Raw genomic sequence first — 17,304 nt, forward strand, 5'->3', positions numbered from 1 at the left:
TTTATTGAGATTAATGCGCTAAGCGGCTTCGGCTGCAATCGCATTTTTAACACTCTCACGATTGGCAACTCGCTGCATAAATCTGGTCAAATGTATGCAATCTGTTAGATCCAATTCAATAAAGGCTGCCCAGCGTGTCACCACAAACAGATAAATATCTGCAATCGTAAAATCTTGTCCAGTTAAGTAATGCTGCTCAGCGAATTGCTGATCTAGCCATCTATAATGCTTATTTAATATTGAGCTAAATACTGCTTTACACTGATCAGCATAGCTGTCATGAAAAAAAGGCGTATATGCCTTATGAATTTCTGAAGCAATAAAATTCATCCACGCCAGTACCTGATAACGTTGAGGTGTATTGATTTCAGGTAATAGATCTTTTCGCCCAGCTTGATCCACTAAAAACTGGCTGATCACACTGCCTTCCGATAAAAATGATTCATCATTCAACTGGAGTAAAGGGACTTGTCCTTTGGAATTAAGTTGATAAAAATCGTCGCCCAATGCAGTCAAATGCTGCTGTAGATCGACTTTGATCAATTCAAATGGAATTCCAAGCTCTCTTAAAACAATATGCGGGGCTAAAGAACAAGCATTTGGTGAATAAAATAGTTTCATACAATCACTCCATCACAAGGGATGAAGCTATCTTATTATTTACATTTATGTGCTTAAATAGCATACAACTCAAATCATTTTTTACATGGTGTAATGAATGTCACAGCAACTTAGACGAATGATGCTTAGCAGCGTCGAACTATTTTGTTTAGTTGCTGAATACGAAAGCTTTTCTAAAGCGGCGCTACATGCAGGTGTTAGTCCAGCAGCTGTGAGTCGTTCAATTGCACGTCTTGAAAAGCATTTAACCCTTCCACTGTTTATCCGAACGACACGCCAAGTCCGTTTAACCCCACAAGGAAAAATCTATTTTAATGAATGCAAACAAGCATTAGATCAAATTCTTGAAGCAGAACAACAATTAAAGAATCAAAATCAGCAACCAACAGGTCTCATCAGACTCAGTGTTCCCACACCTTATGGGCATTATCGAATATTGCCTTTACTGGCAAAATTCTCACAACAATATCCAAAAATTGAAGTTGATGTACAACTCACCAATAAAAATGTGGACTTTATAGCAGAAGGGTATGATTTAGCGATTCGTGGCCGACAATTCGCTGATTCGAATCTGATTGCACGTCAACTTGAACAAGCTGAGTTGATCGTAGTTGCATCACCAGAATATCTAAAGCAATTTGGTACCCCTCAATACCTTGAGGATTTACAGCATCACCAATGCATTCAGTTTGTATTACCTAGCACAGGAAAAAATGTTCCTTGGCTATTCAATCTAAATCGCCAAATTGTAGAATATGTAACGACTGCAAAAATACGTTGTTTGGATGATATCTTAGGCACGGTTACTCTGGCCAAGCATGGTGCAGGTTTATTACAGACCTATCGGTTTATTGTTGAAAAAGAAATCGAAAATCATACGCTTGTTGAAGTATTAACTGAATTTTCTGGTGCATCCCGCCCTTTTTCTTTGGTTTATCCATCGAAAAAACACGAATCTTTTCATCTCCGTGTTTTGATTGATTTCCTGATCAACGAGTTAACAAACGTCAATTAAATTATTCAATATTGCTGCGATCATCCGTCAAATATTTTTTCTGTAATTCAGCGTAGATGGATGATTTTTGAAACTCATTCAGAAACTGGATCGTCCCTTCAGGAAAAAATTCAGTTTGAATCTCCCCCCGATAATAAGCTTCACGCATTGGCGTAGCTGAAATTGAATCTTTCAAACTATCTAATTCAACCATCTGCCACTCGGGGAATAAACGTAAATAATACGAAGACTCATCCTTGAAATGGCCAATTAACCCCACTTTCGCATTGGGTTGAATGACTGCATTGACCAAATCTTTAACTTGTTTAACCCATTTTTCATCGTTATACACATCGACGACATGCACAAAATGAATCCGTTTTTGATCTTGTGCAGAAAAATTCGATAAAATCATCTGTTCACGTTCAGTGGCTAAAAAGGGATTTTTGATATTCCGTTCAGATTGAGCCGAGCCCAAAGCCAAGATCACGTTCTGACTTTGCTGTAACGCAATTTCAATGGTTTGCATATGTGCCAAATGAAAAGGCTGAAAACGTCCAATAAAAACAAGATAGTCAAATGTATACATAGGCGTAATTTCACTTTTTGTGAACTCATCAGTTGTGTCATTCAGAAAAATATGCGACATAATGAGGGCACTTAAAAATCAATCTGGATTAAAGCAAGGATAGTACGATGACGCTTAGCTGTATTCAACAACCTCATCAACATTTGCAAGCAAATTTAGAAGATGGCGTACTCACCTTAGCCATTAACCGTTCAGAAGCAAAAAATGCACTCTATGGCGAACTTTACCTTTGGATCGCAAAAGCTTTGGATGAAGCAGATGCGGATAAAGACGTTCGTGTGGTGATCTTCCGTGGTGCAGAACAAGACTTTACTGCGGGTAATGACATGAAAGACTTTATGGGCTTTATCCAAAAGCCACATGAAGGTAAAGCTGGCGATCAACCTCCATTTGTATTGTTAAAAGCTGCTGCACGTTTGTCTAAGCCATTGATCATTGCGGTCAAAGGTGTAGCAATTGGTATTGGTGTAACGCTGCTATTACATGCTGACCTCGTTTTCGCAGATAATACCGCCCTGTTCCAAATTCCATTTGTCAGCCTTGGTCTGTCTCCTGAAGGTGCTGCAAGTCGTTTATTAGTCAAACAAGCGGGCTATCAAAAAGCTGCTGAATTGCTATTTACTGCGAAGAAGTTTGATGCAGCAACTGCGGTGAAAGCCAATCTGGTGAACGATGTGGTTGAAGATGTCTATGCCACTGCGCAACAAACAGCTCAACATTTAGCTGCATTACCATTGGCTTCGATCAAACAAAGTAAGGCACTAATGAAGCAAGACTTGGCTGAAATCATTCAGTGTGTTGATGATGAAGCTGAAATCTTTATGCAACGTGTGCGTTCTCCTGAAATGATGGAAGCAGTACAAGCCTTTATGCAAAAGCGTAAACCTGATTTTTCTCAGTTTAATTAATGCGATAGTCGTTGATTAAACCAAGCCACTGAGTTGCTACTTAGTGGCTTTTTTATTTTTGTCATTCATCTAGATATTCAACATTAGACAGACTAAGCTCAGGTCAGAACAAGATAAAGTTACAAACAATTATGAAAGTTGTGATTGCCCCAGATTCCTTTAAAGACAGCCTATCTGCACAGGAGATTGCTCAAGCAATTGCTTTAGCTTGGCAACAGGTCTTTCCTAATGCAGAAATCATTCAATGCCCCATGGCGGATGGTGGCGAAGGCTCTATCGAGGCTGTCTTAGAAGTCTGCTCGGGACAATGGCGTGAGCAAATGGTACAAGGTCCGTTAGGTGAACCTGTACTGGCTAAATGGGGCTGGTTAGCCACAGAAAAAATTGCCATTATTGAAATGGCACAAGCCAGTGGTATCCAGTTGGTGCAACCTGCTGATCGAGATGCATGTATCAGCAGTACTTTTGGTACAGGTGAACTGATCCTCGCTGCTTTGGATGCGGGTGCAAAGGAAATTGTACTGACTGTCGGCGGCAGCGCAACCAATGATGCAGGTACAGGCTTATTGACGGCATTAGGGGCAACATTTCTAGATGCAAAGCATAATCCCCTAGCCGCTGGCGGCATTGCACTGCAAAACTTAGCTAAAATCAATTTAGATCAGCTTGATCCACGGATTCAACAAACCCAATTTCGATTAGCCGCCGATGTGACCAATCCTTTATGTGGAACCAATGGCGCTTCTCATATTTTTGGGCCACAAAAAGGGGCTTCACCTCAACAAGTGTTAGAGTTAGACCAAGCCCTCTCCCATTTTGCCGATGTCACCACACAATTGCTTGGCGTCGATCAACGAAATGAAGCTGGTGCAGGAGCTGCTGGTGGACTTGGTTTTGCTGCTAAAACATTCTTAAAAGCCGAGTTTCGATCTGGAGTCGAAGTCATTGCTGAATTAAATCAGCTCGCTGCCAAAATCCAAGGTGCAGATTGGGTGATTACAGGTGAAGGCAAGTTTGATGAGCAGACCTTGAATGGTAAAACCCCATTTGGTGTCGCCAAAATTGCACAAGCCGCCAATATCCCTGTGATTGTGATTGCAGGAACACTTGGGCAAAACTATCAAGCTTTATATGAACATGGTATTACGGCTGCTTTTTCATTAACCTCAGGCCCGATTAGCCTAGAAGAAGCTTGTACTAATGCAGCTGAACTGGTGAGCGCACGAACAACGGATATTGCTCGATTAATTCAAAGCAATATGCTTAGAAAAGAATAAAGTTTATTGAATCTCTAAAATCTGAATAAACTCAAAAGCAGGTTCTTCATAGGGATGGCTTGCCTTTAAAGCTTTTGCCACAGCACTTGCCTTTTCTTCAGAGACAATGGTTTCAACTCGCCATTCTTCGAGTTGCTCTAATTCATCTAATTGCCCTAAAAAGGGATTTGCACCTTTTACAGGCTTAAACTGACCAACACCCTTTACTTGCCAAGCACAATGTTCGTAATTGCCAATACCACCTGCTCCTGCTTTAAAAATGGCAGATTTTGTAGATTCAAGGTGAGATTCTGGCACGTAATAAATCAGTTTTAGCATTATCGAAATGACTCAAATCATGGATAATCAATTCATGAATCATAACGCTAAAAAAGTCTAAAAATCAAAGTGAAATATTCATCATCAAATAGCTCACGCTTATCAGTACGATTTGAATAACGACGGTCGAGCCAAACCAAAACCAACCTCGATCTTTTGTATGCAATGTTCTTAAATAATTTTCATGTTTCATTATCCGATTTCTCATATTTTGTTCATTTTCAAAATATAAGAAGCAAGAATTGAGCCACTGAAAATTGATCTTGAAGCTTAAAAATGCTGATTATTCATCATTTATTTATTCTTATAGAAATAATTTTTCAAAAAATGCATGGTCCTCGGTGAGATCGTGTCAGATAAACCACATTTTTCACGATCCCACATCAAGTGAGGAAAACAATAACCATAACGTTCTTGTTTATACATCCGATCATAAATGGTCATGATCTTAACCTCGACACTGTAAATATCTCCATACAATACATTTCTTTGTGAAAGATCATATTCAATTATAATTTTTACAGCTTTTAACTGCTCTAAATTTAAATTATTTTTATCTAAATAAAACATGAGTATTTTTATTAAATCATTCAAAAAATGAATCGAATTTTTGCTTTCTAAACTAGACGTTTGATGAAGTAAATCTAATTCAATTCGAGTCGTATTATACTGTAAACAATCTGAATAAAGGACTCCTATGCCCCAAAACCCATTATAGTCATGGTAGCGATTTGTGATTTTTTCAGCCAATAAGTAGACAACATTCTTTAATTTGTTCACTAAATTATTTTCTGCCTACAATCAGACTATTTAGAAAACCTAAGGCTTCTCTAAAGGTTTCATGCCAATGATCATCTGGTTGTTGATCTAAAGGATACCAAAAGAATTTGAAATCTAACCCACCATCATCCTGACAATGATGGTGCCACGTTTCAGCCAATTCGCAAGTCACTTCACATAAATAGAAATACCAGTTTTGCTGATTAACATTCAGTATGAGATCACCTATAAACTTGGGATTAGGCTGAGCAATCAAGCCTGATTCTTCAAATAACTCACGGATCGCAGCCTGTTCATATTGCTCATCATGTTCAATAGTGCCCTTAACCAATTGAGTCCCAGCAAGCGGATGATGAAAAGCCAATATTTCTCGGCCTTGATTTGAATGTCTTAAAATTACAGGAACAACTTTTTTCATAGCACGGCACTTTTAGTCGCTCGAAGTTATATATAAAACTTTTAGTTTCAAACCAATGACTTAGTTTAACAATCTTCCCGTAATATATTGTTTACCCTGTTCAAAGTTGACCGATTTTTCTCCAAACCGTGCTTGTTTAGTCTCATATTCTACTAACCATTTTAAATATTCTAAAAGTGTAGATCCAGTACGACTAAATTCAAATTCTGGTTGTCCATCATCCCATAACCAAACATAATCATTCTTTAAAGCAGTCGCCAGATATGCAAACTGATTGCCTTCATTTTCATTTGTTAATGGGAAGAGTTTATTTTCAACTGCACTAATCCACCCATTAGGTTTATTTATTTCATCTTCATCATCTAAAACTTTTTGATAGTCTGTATAAGCCTCTTTATTCCATGAATATCTGAACATAGATACAGAGCCCCACAATAAACCACCTGAGCATCTTCCCATTTGCAATAAAAACTCTCGGAACTGCCCATGTATCTCTAGATTATAAATTTCAGCAATCTGGTCAAGTTCTTGCTCTGTATAGCCTTGAATATGTTCTGGATAAAAAGGCAAATGCGTATCTTCATGTCGACAGCTTATCAACTCAGAAATAAAATCAACCATGTATAAGAATCTCTAATGCCTTAATTATGCTGATCATTATATAAAGGATCATCTAGTATGCGCTTTTAAATTAATGAGTTCATATACACTTTTATATTGCTGATTTCCAGATACTCTATTTACAAAAGCCTTTTACTGAATCTGTTCAGGAAGACTACAGCCTGAATAGTAGACATTACAACTTCCACCATTCTTCTCACAAGAGCTAATTACATCTTTCACGGCCAAAACTTCGCTCGGTGCTTTATTAAAATTAGACCCTGTTTGTCCTGTGGCAATGGCTAAACATTGATTATGGAAGATTGTTATAATTTTACAATTGCCACCACCTCTCTCTTTACACTGTAGAATTGCCTTATCTCTTGCTTGAGCTTTAGAAGACAAACCAGTTACTATCCCTGCAATAGACCCATCTCCTGCGAACGCTCCCCATCGATCTGCCCATTTTGGTGCAGCATGAGCATACCCTACGACACCATAAGGTGAACTTGATGAACCACCACTCGCATTCCCACCATTACATGGCCCTGCTTGTGCTGCACCATCGCAAGCATAAACACCAGGGGCAATCGGAACCTGTGCTACAGAGAACGGAGTTAAGCCAGCAAAAACCAATCCAATAAATAAACCATAATTTGCTTTCATCTCTTATCTCTCTTTGTTAAAAAGTGAATTATCTTCAAGATTACTAAATTCTGAGAAGATGAAAACAACATTGAAAGTCAAACAGAGAAATTGTCCCAATAAGTTAAATCTTTATAAAAAAAGTGTAATCAGATCTTTATATATTATTATTTAAAAAGTACCCATTTAGAAATTGAAAGGTCATATTATCAAACACCTTATTCTTTAATAATAAACATCATAGGACAATTTTAACTATTGATCATCTTATGATCTTTTAACCTATGTTAAAAAAATATATAAAAGACCAATCAGGATATATAACGCTCAGTCAAATATCCCATGATTCGCTCAATTAGATTTTAAAGCGAGTAAATAGAATTTTTAAAACTAGAATGCAAAGCAAGAGTATTTATATGCCCCATAAACCTCTAATGACCCTAATTTTCACTTTTACTGCTTTAACAGAATCAACCTTTCTCTATGCAAATGAGTCCACTCAAACTGACTCAAATTCACACTACTCATCAACACCCTCTAAAAACATGAAACAAATTTATCAAGGTGAACATGGAATCTGGTTTCTCTCCAAATACAGAGGCAGGAAAGGAGGATGTGCTGTCTCTTATAATTCAGGATTAAATCAGCTCACCCTCTTTGGCCCGACAGAAAAAAATACAGGAGCGTTACTTTTTACTGGTCCTCATATACCAATCACCACCAGCAATCAACAACTCGATATTGTGATACGAACAGATCATTCCGTTATGCCAACTGAGGCGACTCTACTTCCTAGCCAAAACAAAGGTATGCTGTTCGTTCCTGTAACTATGGTACAGACGGCTCCCCAGCTGGATGATGTTGGCGCAATGGAAATTCTATTGCAGGGCAAAACAATTTACGCATCCTCCATTAGCGGTGGATTCAGAGCGCGTGATGCATTAATGAGTTGCATCAAAAGCTAAATATAAAAAGCCATCTGATGATGGCTTTTAAACAGATTTCAGTGCAAAAATCAAACCATAAGACTTAACTTTCTAATTTAGTTAACTGCCTTTTTTCATATAAGGTCAGCGCAAATGCCAAACCACATAAAATCACAAAACCACTGGTCATTGGAATTAAAGTTCCGTTATATAACTGACCAATAATAGAAGCGAGAATCAGCGATAATACCGAAGACGATGCGCCAATAATGGCAGAAGCCATACCCGCAACATGCCCCATGGGTTCCATTGCAATCGCATTGAGATTGCCAAATAAGCTACCAAACAATAAGTACAAAATGCAGGTATACAACATAAACATCCAGAATGAGATGGATACGCCAGACAGCTGAATGATGAGGAACAGCAATGAGATTAGACTTAAACCAAGAAAGCCATAAATACAGATAGGGCGCATACCAAACTTCATGACAATTCTTGAATTAGCAAAGGATGCAATCCCCACCATACCTGCCTGTAAAGCAAAATAAGTGCTAAACTCCTGCCCTGTTTTGCCAAATTGCTGCATAAAAATTTGTTGTGAGGTTCCGAGATAGCCAATAAATCCACCAAAACAAAAGCCTGCGCATAACAAATAGCTCATAGTGGTTTTATTGCTCACCACTTCCTTAAAACCATCCTTAAAGGCTTGTACCCGCATTGGCAGACGATTTTCAGGTACCAAGGTCTCTTCCAAGCGCAAAGCCACCCAAGCTCCAACAGCTACCGCATAAACCATATACAACACAAAAATATCGCGCCAGCCAAAGAAATGGATGATCAGCTGACCTAAGCTCGGTGCAACTGCAGGTGCGACCATAAACACCATCATGATCAGTGACATGATCCGCGCCATTTGGGCACCACTGTATTTATCCCGAACAATCGAAATCGAAGCCACATAAGGCCCTGAAACACCAACACCCTGAATAAAACGTCCCAGCAAGAACCATTCAAAACTTTGGGTGGAATAGCATAATAAACTACCTAAAAAGTAGATCACGATGCCTGTAAATAAAATCCGTTTCCGTCCAATCGCATCGGACAATGGCCCTGCAATCAACTGCCCAATGGTCATTCCAGAGAAAATACTGATGATGACCCATTGTGCCTGATTATTATTTTGCAAAGTAAAAACACGACCAATTTCACCGAGTGCAGGTAAAACAGCATCAATTGAAAATGAGACAATGGACATCAGTAATGCCATCAGCAGTGCAAATTCGTGGAAATGGATTTTTGATTTCATTTTTCTTGTCCATTGATGATTATTTTATACTGAATGAAATAAGCCACCTGACGGTGGCTTATTGCATGGGTTTAATTAACCAATAAATTTACGTGCGTTACGGAACATACGTAACCAAGCACCATCTTCAGCCCAGTCTTCTGGCTTCCAAGAATGCTGTAAGGCACGGAAGTTACGCTCTGGATGCGGCATCATCACAGTCGCACGGCCATCTTTAGAAGTTTGACCTGTAATCGCCTCAGGTGAACCATTCGGGTTCAATGGATAGTGTTGAGTTGGATTACCCAAACTATCCACATAACGTAAGATCACTTGGTTCTCAGCATTTAAAGCAGCAATTTGCTGTTCAGTTGCAACTAGACGACCTTCACCATGCGCAACAGCGATTGGCAAAATCGAACCTTGCATATCTTCAAGCAAGACCGAAACTGATTTTTCTACACGAACGTTCACGGCACGCGCTTCAAATACTTCTGAAGTGTTACGGTGGAAACGGCCCCAATGCTCTGCACCTGGAATCAGTGGTGCAAGTTGAGACATCATTTGACAGCCATTACATACGCCTAAGCTGAATGTATTTTGACGATGGAAGAACTGCTCAAACTGGTCACGTAATTTGGCATTGAACAAGACTGATTTCGCCCAGCCACCACCAGCACCCATCACGTCACCGTATGAGAAACCACCACACGCCACTAAACCCTCGAAGTCGCTTAAGTTGACACGACCTGCAAGTAAGTCACTCATGTGTACGTCGATGGTATTAAAGCCAACTTTGTCAAAAGCAGCGGCCATTTCAACATGACCGTTAACACCCTGCTCACGCAAGATCGCCATGTTAGGACGACGTGTATTGATAAACGGCGCTTCAACAGGCTCATTTAAATCATAGGTTGCTTGTGCAATTAAACCTTTGTGGTTTTGATCTGCAATTAAAGCAAACTCTTGATCCGCAGTTTCTACGTTGTCACGTAAGCGTTGAATTTGGTGTGATACTTCTGCCCATGCTTGTTGTAATTCAGCACGTTCTAAAGTCAAACCATTGACAGCCAATTGATCGGTTGTATTGACACGACCCACAACTGCAATTGCATCTTTCAGGCTTGATGCTGCAACTTCAACTTCTAACTGAGCCCAATCCGCTGCTGTGATTTGCAGCACAGCACCAATTTCTTCAGCGAATAAACTTTCAGTGCTTTGATTTTCTAATGCCACACCTAAGCGTGAAGCAAACATCATTTCCGCAACAGTCGCCAATAGGCCGCCATCACCGATATCATGGTAAGCCTTAATCACACCACGATTGTTCCAGTCTTGAATCAAGGCAAAGAATGCTTTGAAGTCATCAAAACTATCGACATCAGGAGTCACTGAACCAATGGCTTTATACACTTGTGCAAGGATCGAGCCGCCTAGGCGGAATTGACCTTTAGATAGATCAATACGAACCAATACTGAATCAGCTAAATTTTTCAATTCAGGCGTTAAGGTTTTACGAACGTCTAACACTGGTGCGAATGCTGTGATCACACCGGTCATTGGCGAAGTCACCGCTTTGTCTTCACCATCGTTCCACGTGGTACGCATTGAAAGTGAATCTTTACCAACTGGAATTGCAATGCCTAATGCAGGACACATTTCCATACCAATCGCTTTCACGCCTTCAAACAAGGCTTGGTCTTCACCTTTTTGACCTGCCGCAGCCATCCAGTTTGCAGAAAGCTTGATGTCACTGATTTGTTCAATGTTGGCACAGGCAATATTGCTAATCGCTTCAGCAACGGCTAAACGTGCAGATGCAGCAGGGTTCAATAATGCTACTGGTGGGCGTTCACCCATTGCCATTGCTTCACCTGTAAAGCCTTGCAAGCTAGTGGTGGTTACTGCTGCATCTGCAACAGGCACCTGCCAGCGACCCACCATCTGATCACGTGCAACCATACCCGTAATCGAACGGTCACCAATGGTGATCAAGAATGATTTAGATGCGACTGTAGGATTCTTCAATACGCGGAAAATCGCATCTTTTAAATCAACTTTTGCAGCGTCAAAGTCATTGCCTGTACGCTCAATCGTTTCATATGAACGTTGCATACGCGGTGTACCGCCTAAGATCACCTGCATTGGGATATCAACAGGCTTGTTCTCAAACAACGGATCTTCAACCGTTAAGTGACGCGCTTCAGTCGCTTCACCCAATACTGCAAACGGACAACGTTCACGTGCACAAATTTCTTCAAATTGTTCTAAAGACTCTGGGCGAATGGCAAGCACATAACGTTCTTGCGCTTCATTTGACCAGATTTCCATCGGGCTCATACCTGGCTCTAATGATGGAATTTTACGCAGGTTCAGCACTGCACCCAACTCATGATCATTCACAAGTTCTGGCATAGCATTAGATACACCACCTGCACCCACATCATGTACAGACACGATTGGGTTAAAGTCTTCTAAGCGCCAGCAGGTATCAATCACTTCTTGACAACGGCGTTCCATTTCTGGGTTTTCACGTTGTACCGAAGCAAAATCTAAGCTCTCACCCATGGTACCGCTGTCTACAGAAGACGCTGCGCCACCACCAAGACCGATCAACATTGCAGGACCGCCCAACACAATGAGCAAGTCACCCGGTTGAATTGCATCTTTTTCAACATGGTCAGGACGAATGTTGCCGTAACCACCAGCGATCATGATTGGCTTATGGAAGCCTTTCACTTCACCATTGACATTCTGTTCAAAAGTACGGAAATAACCATTCAATGCTGGACGACCGAATTCGTTATTAAACGCAGCGCCACCCAATGGACCTTCAATCATGATTTGTAATGGCGAAGCCATACGTGAAGGTTTACCGTAGTTATCTTCCCAAGGCTGTTCAAAACCAGGAATATTTAAGTTCGAAACAGTAAAGCCTGTTAAACCCGCTTTTGGTTTACCACCACGACCCGTTGCACCTTCATCACGGATTTCGCCGCCCGAACCTGTTGCAGCCCCAGCAAATGGAGCAATGGCAGTTGGATGGTTGTGTGTTTCAACCTTCATTAAAATATGAGCAGCTTGGCTCTTATATTTATAAACGAAGTGACCATTTTCATCCGCTTTCGGATAAAAACGCATGGTGTCATAACCCACGATCACAGATGCGTTATCTTTATATGCTGATAACACATCGGTCGGAGATTCTTTATAAGTATTTTTAATCATCTGGAACAAAGATAATGGTTGTTTTTCACCATCAATTGTCCATTCAGAACCAAAGATTTTATGACGACAGTGTTCAGAGTTTGCTTGTGCAAACATCATCAACTCGATGTCATTTGGATTACGACCCAACTTGGTAAATGCTTCGGTGAGGTAATCAATTTCTTGCTCAGATAAAGCAAAGCCAAACTCATTGTTGGCTTTGACTAATGCTTCTTTTCCTTGACCCAAGATATCAATTGAGTTCAATGGCTTCGGTGCTGTTTCTGAGAATAGAGCTTTTGCATCATCAATTTGAGCAAAAACACTCTCTGTCATACGGTCATGTAAGGCCAATTTCACTTCGTTCGAAATCTCTTTCACACCTTTCAGTGTAAATAACAGACCACGCTCTAAACGGTGAATGGGTGTATTACAGTTTTGGAAAATATCGGTTGCTTTAGATGACCACGGCGAGATTGTCCCTACACGCGGTGTGACTAAAATCTGGATTTCATCACTTGCAGCTTGGCGAAGTTCGAAAGATTGACCATCGTTTAAAAGTTGTAATGCCGATTGATGTTGCTGCTCGTTGAGCGCTTGATCAAACAAATAAACCCACTGGCTGTCAAAAGATTGAACAGAACTCATTGACGTTAATCGGTTTAAGAGTTGAGCTTTCTTGAAAGAAGAATGTGCTGATGCACCGGCCACGATAAACATGTTGACTTTGGCTCCACGGGTGGGTCTAACGAACCTACCACAATGTGACTTATGAAAGAGCGCATATTCTACTGTGAAAGGCTCATTTCAGCTAGCCATATCTACCTTAAAATAATCAAAATTTGTTTGATAACAGCCTACTGTTCATCGAGTAAAATTTGATAAGTCGATGAATTATATAAATAGACTTTTTTATTTTGATCGAAATACAAACTTACGATCTTATTATTTGGTTTTACAGCACCATACCGATTCATTCTTGTACCGCTATACTTTATTTCGATTGGAAAATATTCTTGATCTTTTTGAGCTAATATTTTTAAAGTAGAACTAAACTTATAACGTAAATTTTCAGCAACATTTTCTGTAAATGTATTCTCTCGTGAAAGATCTAACGCAAAATTCTGAATAAAATCGTCTTCTGAGAACATCAAAATATCCCATGATGCTATAGAGGGGATGGGATATGAAAAAAGAGAATAGATTTTCTCAAAATAACTTCCCATCCGGTTTAAGCCGAGCGGGGTGATATTCTTGACTAACTCATCATAGATCAAATCAAAATTTTCATTTTCAAATCCATCATAATGCGGGGGTGTCCGACTTACTAATTGGAATCCGTCCGCCCCTGTCTGCTGGAACAGAAAAAGCTCAATATACGGGTTTTCGAAAAAAACACTCTTGTTTGACTCAGTAACTTTCCATAATTCAATTGGAAGCAAGTATCGTTTATCCCCAGATAAATTTTGATATTCAATGACCTTTTTCGGAATGATTAATCTTTTCTCTTTAACCTGTAGCACCTTACCTGAACATTCATCAGTTTTTGTGGCATCAACCCAAATGACTGAATATGGAATTTTATTAAGACGATCTGCTGTCTCCTGAGGTAACTTAAACCCTTCACTCACCCGATTTTGATAAAGTACTTTTTCAATATTCAAAATATCCATGCTTTTTAATTTAATTTTCTCCATTTCACTTTTGTCAAATTTCTCCGTTATATTTTGTTTTTTATTTTCAACCATCATCGTCGTAATGAGTTCAGATGGATTTATGTTTTGCTCTGGCTCTACGACTAGCAGATCTTGAATATCTTTAAATGCCAAATCTGCAAGCTCCTGAACAGAAAGTTGTTCACATTCAGCCATGACATTCGCATTTGCCAGCAAGACAATTAAAAAAAGACAAAAGTTTTTTTGCTTACCCATTAAAATGTCCAATCATTTTCTATATTTATTGCCGTTATTATATAAACTATTTTATTGTGCAACCAGATGAGCCCTGCTTGTACCTTTTTAAAAGACAACTTATGTCGCCCTACTCTAGTGCTTTAATCTTTTTTTTGGCATCATGATCCTGAACTCATAGTGAATAATGATGAATGGAACAAATGCGTTGGGTAGAATTGCTTTCTGCAATTCGTTTAGGTAGTAAAAAAAGTAGTACTGAATTGGCTCGAAGCCCTTTCCATAAAGATTACGATAGAATTATATTTTCCCAAAGTTTTCGCCAGCTAAATAGAAAAACACAGGTTCACCCACTGACTCAACATGATGGGATTCACACCCGTCTAACACACTCGCTTGAAGTTTCTTGTATCGGTCGTTCACTCGGCATGCTCGCCGCAGAAAAAATCAAAGATGAATTACCGATGTGGATTTCACCTGCGGATGTTGGTGCGATTATTCAAGCAGCCTGCTTAGCACATGATATTGGCAATCCTCCTTTTGGCCATGCAGGTGAATATGCCATTCGGGAATGGTTTGATGATGCTTCACATCGCGACTTTCTGGCTAGGCTCACTCCAGAAGAGGCAGCCGATGTACGCCAATTCGAAGGCAATGCTCAAGGACTTCGCCTTTTAAGTCGTATTGATTACCACCCTGATGATGGTGGCATGCGTTTAACCTGTGCCACCTTGGGTGCTTATTTAAAATATCCATGGCTCTCAAAAACAATTGAAGAACAAGGTGATATGCCCTCGCATCAACGGGCAAAATTTGGCTGTTATCAATCTGAAAAAGAAATTTTAAGACAGTTGGCAGAACAGCTCGGTCTCATTCAGCTTGGTGAATACCATTATTGTCGTCATCCGCTGACCTATTTATTAGAAGCGGCTGATGATATTTGTTATGCCCTGATTGATTTAGAAGATGGCATCATTCTCAATATGTTGAACTATGCTGAAGTTGAGCCGATTTTTCTGAATTTGATTGCTGATTATGGTTATCCAGAAGAATTACATTTACCGCATACCACTTGGCAGCAAAAGATTGCAGCTTTACGCGGTCGTGTAATGAAGCGTCTCGTCGATGAAGTCACCACCGCTTTCGCCAAGCATCATTATGAAATTTTAACCGGCCAGCTTAAAGGTAGCCTATTACAATATTGCTCACCCGATATTGAAGCAGGCATTCAAACTGCAAAAAATCTGGCCAAAGACCGTATTTTTGAGCATCCTCAAAAATCTGGTTTAGAGATTATTGCCCATCAAAGCCTACAAACCATTCTGGATGCCTTTATCCCACTGACCATGCCACATAAAACCTTAAGCTTTAAAGAGCAACGCTTAATGTCTATTTTGCAACATTCAGGGGTAAATCTGCAAAACAACCACTATAATAATATTATGCAAGTTCTCGATATTATTAGTAAGTTCTCGGATCATCAGGCTTATAGTCTGGCTCAAGAGTTGCAAGGCAATAAGATAGGGTTCTTTTAATGCTGGAGCGGCATGTAGATAATGGAGTTTATCTATCAAATTTTATTTATCTTGATCAATGGGTTAAATGCCCTAAGTGCAATCAGCCATGTATTTTAAAATACAAAGAACCACAAACACCTAAAAAAAATAGGTATCAAGGTATATTTTTATTGAGTTGTTTACATTGTGCTTACCAAATTAATCCAAGCCAAAGTGATACTGCTCAGCTTCATAATGGTCATTATTACGCTACAACGTACAAACGTTGTCAAAAATGTGGTGGAGCATGGTTAAGCGCAAAGCAAAAGCTGCTTAATGCAGGTTCATTACCACCATTTATTCAGGCAAGATGCCACCTTTGCCAACATATCTCAAAATTTGACCAATTTGGGCTTAATTTTATTATGGATCAAAATATGGGCCGCACAATCTATGGCTTAGAACTATATTTAAAAACCCCAACTCGGCATGGGGAGATTTCCGTTTATAATATTGAGCACTTAAAAGAGCTAAAAACATATATTCAAGCTGGGTTGCGAGAGCGAACCTCTCAAACAGGAAATGGTAGTTATTTTTCCCGTTTACCTGCTTGGATAAAATCCACACGAAATCGTAAAGAAATTCTCAAAGCCATTTTGCGTTTAGAACAAATGGCATCTACTATTCAACCATTAACAAATAAGTGAAAAGACTCAATGATCGGATGTTTAATTGGCGAAGTGTTTGCCCTAGAAGCCCCAACCGTATTACTCAACGTAAACGGCGTTGGCTATGAAATTGACACACCACTTTCGACATTTTGCCAATTACAAAAAGGACAGAAAGTCACTTTATGGACGCACTTAGTGGTTCGTGAAGATGCTCAGCAACTTTATGGTTTTAGTGATGCACAAGAAAAAACCATTTTCCGTACACTACTCAAAGTGAATGGCGTTGGTCCTAAAATGGCTTTGGGCATCTTATCGACATTAAGTGTTGAGCTACTGATTCACACGATTGAACATGATGATATTAATACGCTGATTAAAGTCCCTGGCGTGGGCAAGAAAACTGCAGAACGCTTAATGATTGAATTACGTGATCGTTTCAAAGCATTAGCGCATTCAACCGGCGGTACCACGAATGCAGCAGTTGCTCAAATTCAATTTATGGCAAATTCACCAGTTGCCGAAGCTGAAGCCGCTTTACAATCGCTGGGTTATAAACCAGCAGAAGCACAAAAAGCAGTGGCAGCAGTCAAAGCAGACTATACTGAATCGGCTGACATTATCCGTGCTGCGCTCAAATCCATGATGAAGTAATAGAT

At 39.7% G+C, this 17,304-nt stretch carries 18 protein-coding genes; 7 read left to right on the forward strand and 11 right to left on the reverse strand.

Annotated elements, in window-relative coordinates; genetic code table 11:
• Positions 1-18: 18 nt before the first annotated feature.
• Entirely contained in the window at positions 19-621 is a 603-nt protein-coding gene (gstA, locus tag A7P55_RS20340; RefSeq protein WP_171553546.1) for a glutathione transferase GstA, read from the reverse strand.
• Positions 622-718: 97 nt separating this feature from the next.
• Here gstA and A7P55_RS20345 point away from each other — a divergent pair, with 97 nt between their 5' ends.
• Positions 719-1,636, forward strand: coding sequence for a LysR family transcriptional regulator (locus A7P55_RS20345; RefSeq protein ID WP_171553547.1), 918 nt, complete (start codon positions 719-721; stop codon positions 1,634-1,636).
• 1 nt (position 1,637) lies between these two features.
• Here the strand turns inward: A7P55_RS20345 and A7P55_RS20350 are convergent, their stop codons facing one another.
• Positions 1,638-2,204, reverse strand: coding sequence for a nicotinate-nicotinamide nucleotide adenylyltransferase (locus A7P55_RS20350; protein WP_171553884.1), 567 nt, complete (start codon positions 2,202-2,204; stop codon positions 1,638-1,640).
• Between the two features lie 107 nt (positions 2,205-2,311).
• Here A7P55_RS20350 and A7P55_RS20355 point away from each other — a divergent pair, with 107 nt between their 5' ends.
• Positions 2,312-3,112 (forward strand): enoyl-CoA hydratase-related protein, encoded by an 801-nt coding sequence (locus tag A7P55_RS20355; RefSeq protein WP_005322055.1) that lies wholly within the window; start codon positions 2,312-2,314, stop codon positions 3,110-3,112.
• Between the two features lie 131 nt (positions 3,113-3,243).
• Positions 3,244-4,389 (forward strand): glycerate kinase, encoded by a 1,146-nt coding sequence (locus A7P55_RS20360; protein WP_171553548.1) that lies wholly within the window; start codon positions 3,244-3,246, stop codon positions 4,387-4,389.
• 3 nt (positions 4,390-4,392) lie between these two features.
• Here the strand turns inward: A7P55_RS20360 and A7P55_RS20365 are convergent, their stop codons facing one another.
• From A7P55_RS20365 to A7P55_RS20385, 6 genes are all read right to left on the reverse strand, one after another.
• Complete coding sequence (locus A7P55_RS20365; protein WP_216078124.1) at positions 4,393-4,707, reverse strand: NGG1p interacting factor NIF3; 315 nt, start codon at positions 4,705-4,707, stop codon at positions 4,393-4,395.
• A 64-nt stretch (positions 4,708-4,771) separates the two neighbouring features.
• A complete protein-coding gene (locus A7P55_RS22760) occupies positions 4,772-4,903 on the reverse strand; it encodes a KGW motif small protein (RefSeq protein WP_354667330.1) in 132 nt (43 codons plus the stop codon).
• A gap of 98 nt (positions 4,904-5,001) precedes the next feature.
• Positions 5,002-5,487 (reverse strand): hypothetical protein, encoded by a 486-nt coding sequence (locus A7P55_RS20370; protein WP_171553549.1) that lies wholly within the window; start codon positions 5,485-5,487, stop codon positions 5,002-5,004.
• Positions 5,488-5,491: 4 nt separating this feature from the next.
• On the reverse strand, positions 5,492-5,905 hold the full coding sequence (locus A7P55_RS20375; RefSeq protein WP_171553550.1) for an NUDIX domain-containing protein: 414 nt from the start codon (positions 5,903-5,905) through the stop codon (positions 5,492-5,494).
• Between the two features lie 60 nt (positions 5,906-5,965).
• The gene (locus A7P55_RS20380; protein ID WP_171553551.1) at positions 5,966-6,526 is read right to left on the reverse strand and encodes an SMI1/KNR4 family protein; all 561 of its coding nucleotides are present in this window, start codon (positions 6,524-6,526) and stop codon (positions 5,966-5,968) included.
• Positions 6,527-6,658: 132 nt separating this feature from the next.
• On the reverse strand, positions 6,659-7,171 hold the full coding sequence (locus A7P55_RS20385; RefSeq protein WP_171553552.1) for a DUF4189 domain-containing protein: 513 nt from the start codon (positions 7,169-7,171) through the stop codon (positions 6,659-6,661).
• A 395-nt stretch (positions 7,172-7,566) separates the two neighbouring features.
• Here A7P55_RS20385 and A7P55_RS20390 point away from each other — a divergent pair, with 395 nt between their 5' ends.
• A complete protein-coding gene (locus A7P55_RS20390) occupies positions 7,567-8,115 on the forward strand; it encodes a hypothetical protein (RefSeq protein WP_171553553.1) in 549 nt (182 codons plus the stop codon).
• 64 nt (positions 8,116-8,179) lie between these two features.
• On the opposite strand, the gene A7P55_RS20395 is transcribed toward A7P55_RS20390, so the two are convergent.
• The 3 genes from A7P55_RS20395 to A7P55_RS20405 all read right to left on the reverse strand — a co-directional run bounded on the left by A7P55_RS20395 (position 8,180) and on the right by A7P55_RS20405 (position 14,502).
• A complete protein-coding gene (locus A7P55_RS20395; RefSeq protein WP_216078125.1) occupies positions 8,180-9,385 on the reverse strand; it encodes a multidrug effflux MFS transporter in 1,206 nt (401 codons plus the stop codon).
• A 75-nt stretch (positions 9,386-9,460) separates the two neighbouring features.
• A complete protein-coding gene (gene purL / locus A7P55_RS20400) occupies positions 9,461-13,291 on the reverse strand; it encodes a phosphoribosylformylglycinamidine synthase (RefSeq protein ID WP_171553554.1) in 3,831 nt (1,276 codons plus the stop codon).
• Between the two features lie 137 nt (positions 13,292-13,428).
• The gene (locus tag A7P55_RS20405) at positions 13,429-14,502 is read right to left on the reverse strand and encodes a hypothetical protein (RefSeq protein WP_171553555.1); all 1,074 of its coding nucleotides are present in this window, start codon (positions 14,500-14,502) and stop codon (positions 13,429-13,431) included.
• 173 nt (positions 14,503-14,675) lie between these two features.
• Between A7P55_RS20405 and A7P55_RS20410 the strand changes: the two genes are divergently transcribed.
• The 3 genes from A7P55_RS20410 to ruvA are packed head-to-tail and all read left to right on the forward strand — an operon-like array spanning position 14,676 to position 17,299.
• Positions 14,676-16,016 (forward strand): deoxyguanosinetriphosphate triphosphohydrolase, encoded by a 1,341-nt coding sequence (locus tag A7P55_RS20410; protein ID WP_171553556.1) that lies wholly within the window; start codon positions 14,676-14,678, stop codon positions 16,014-16,016.
• Positions 16,016-16,684: a hypothetical protein gene (locus tag A7P55_RS20415; protein ID WP_065342398.1), complete on the forward strand. Its 669-nt coding sequence runs from the start codon at positions 16,016-16,018 to the stop codon at positions 16,682-16,684. The genes A7P55_RS20410 and A7P55_RS20415 overlap by 1 nt, the downstream gene beginning before the upstream one ends.
• Before the next feature lie 9 nt (positions 16,685-16,693).
• Positions 16,694-17,299 carry a Holliday junction branch migration protein RuvA gene (ruvA, locus tag A7P55_RS20420; RefSeq protein ID WP_005274094.1) on the forward strand — a complete coding sequence of 202 codons (606 nt, stop codon included), beginning with the start codon at positions 16,694-16,696 and terminating at the stop codon, positions 17,297-17,299.
• Positions 17,300-17,304: the final 5 nt, after the last annotated feature.

Source organism: Acinetobacter sp. Ac_5812, assembly GCF_013072695.1.
Taxonomy (GTDB): domain Bacteria; phylum Pseudomonadota; class Gammaproteobacteria; order Pseudomonadales; family Moraxellaceae; genus Acinetobacter.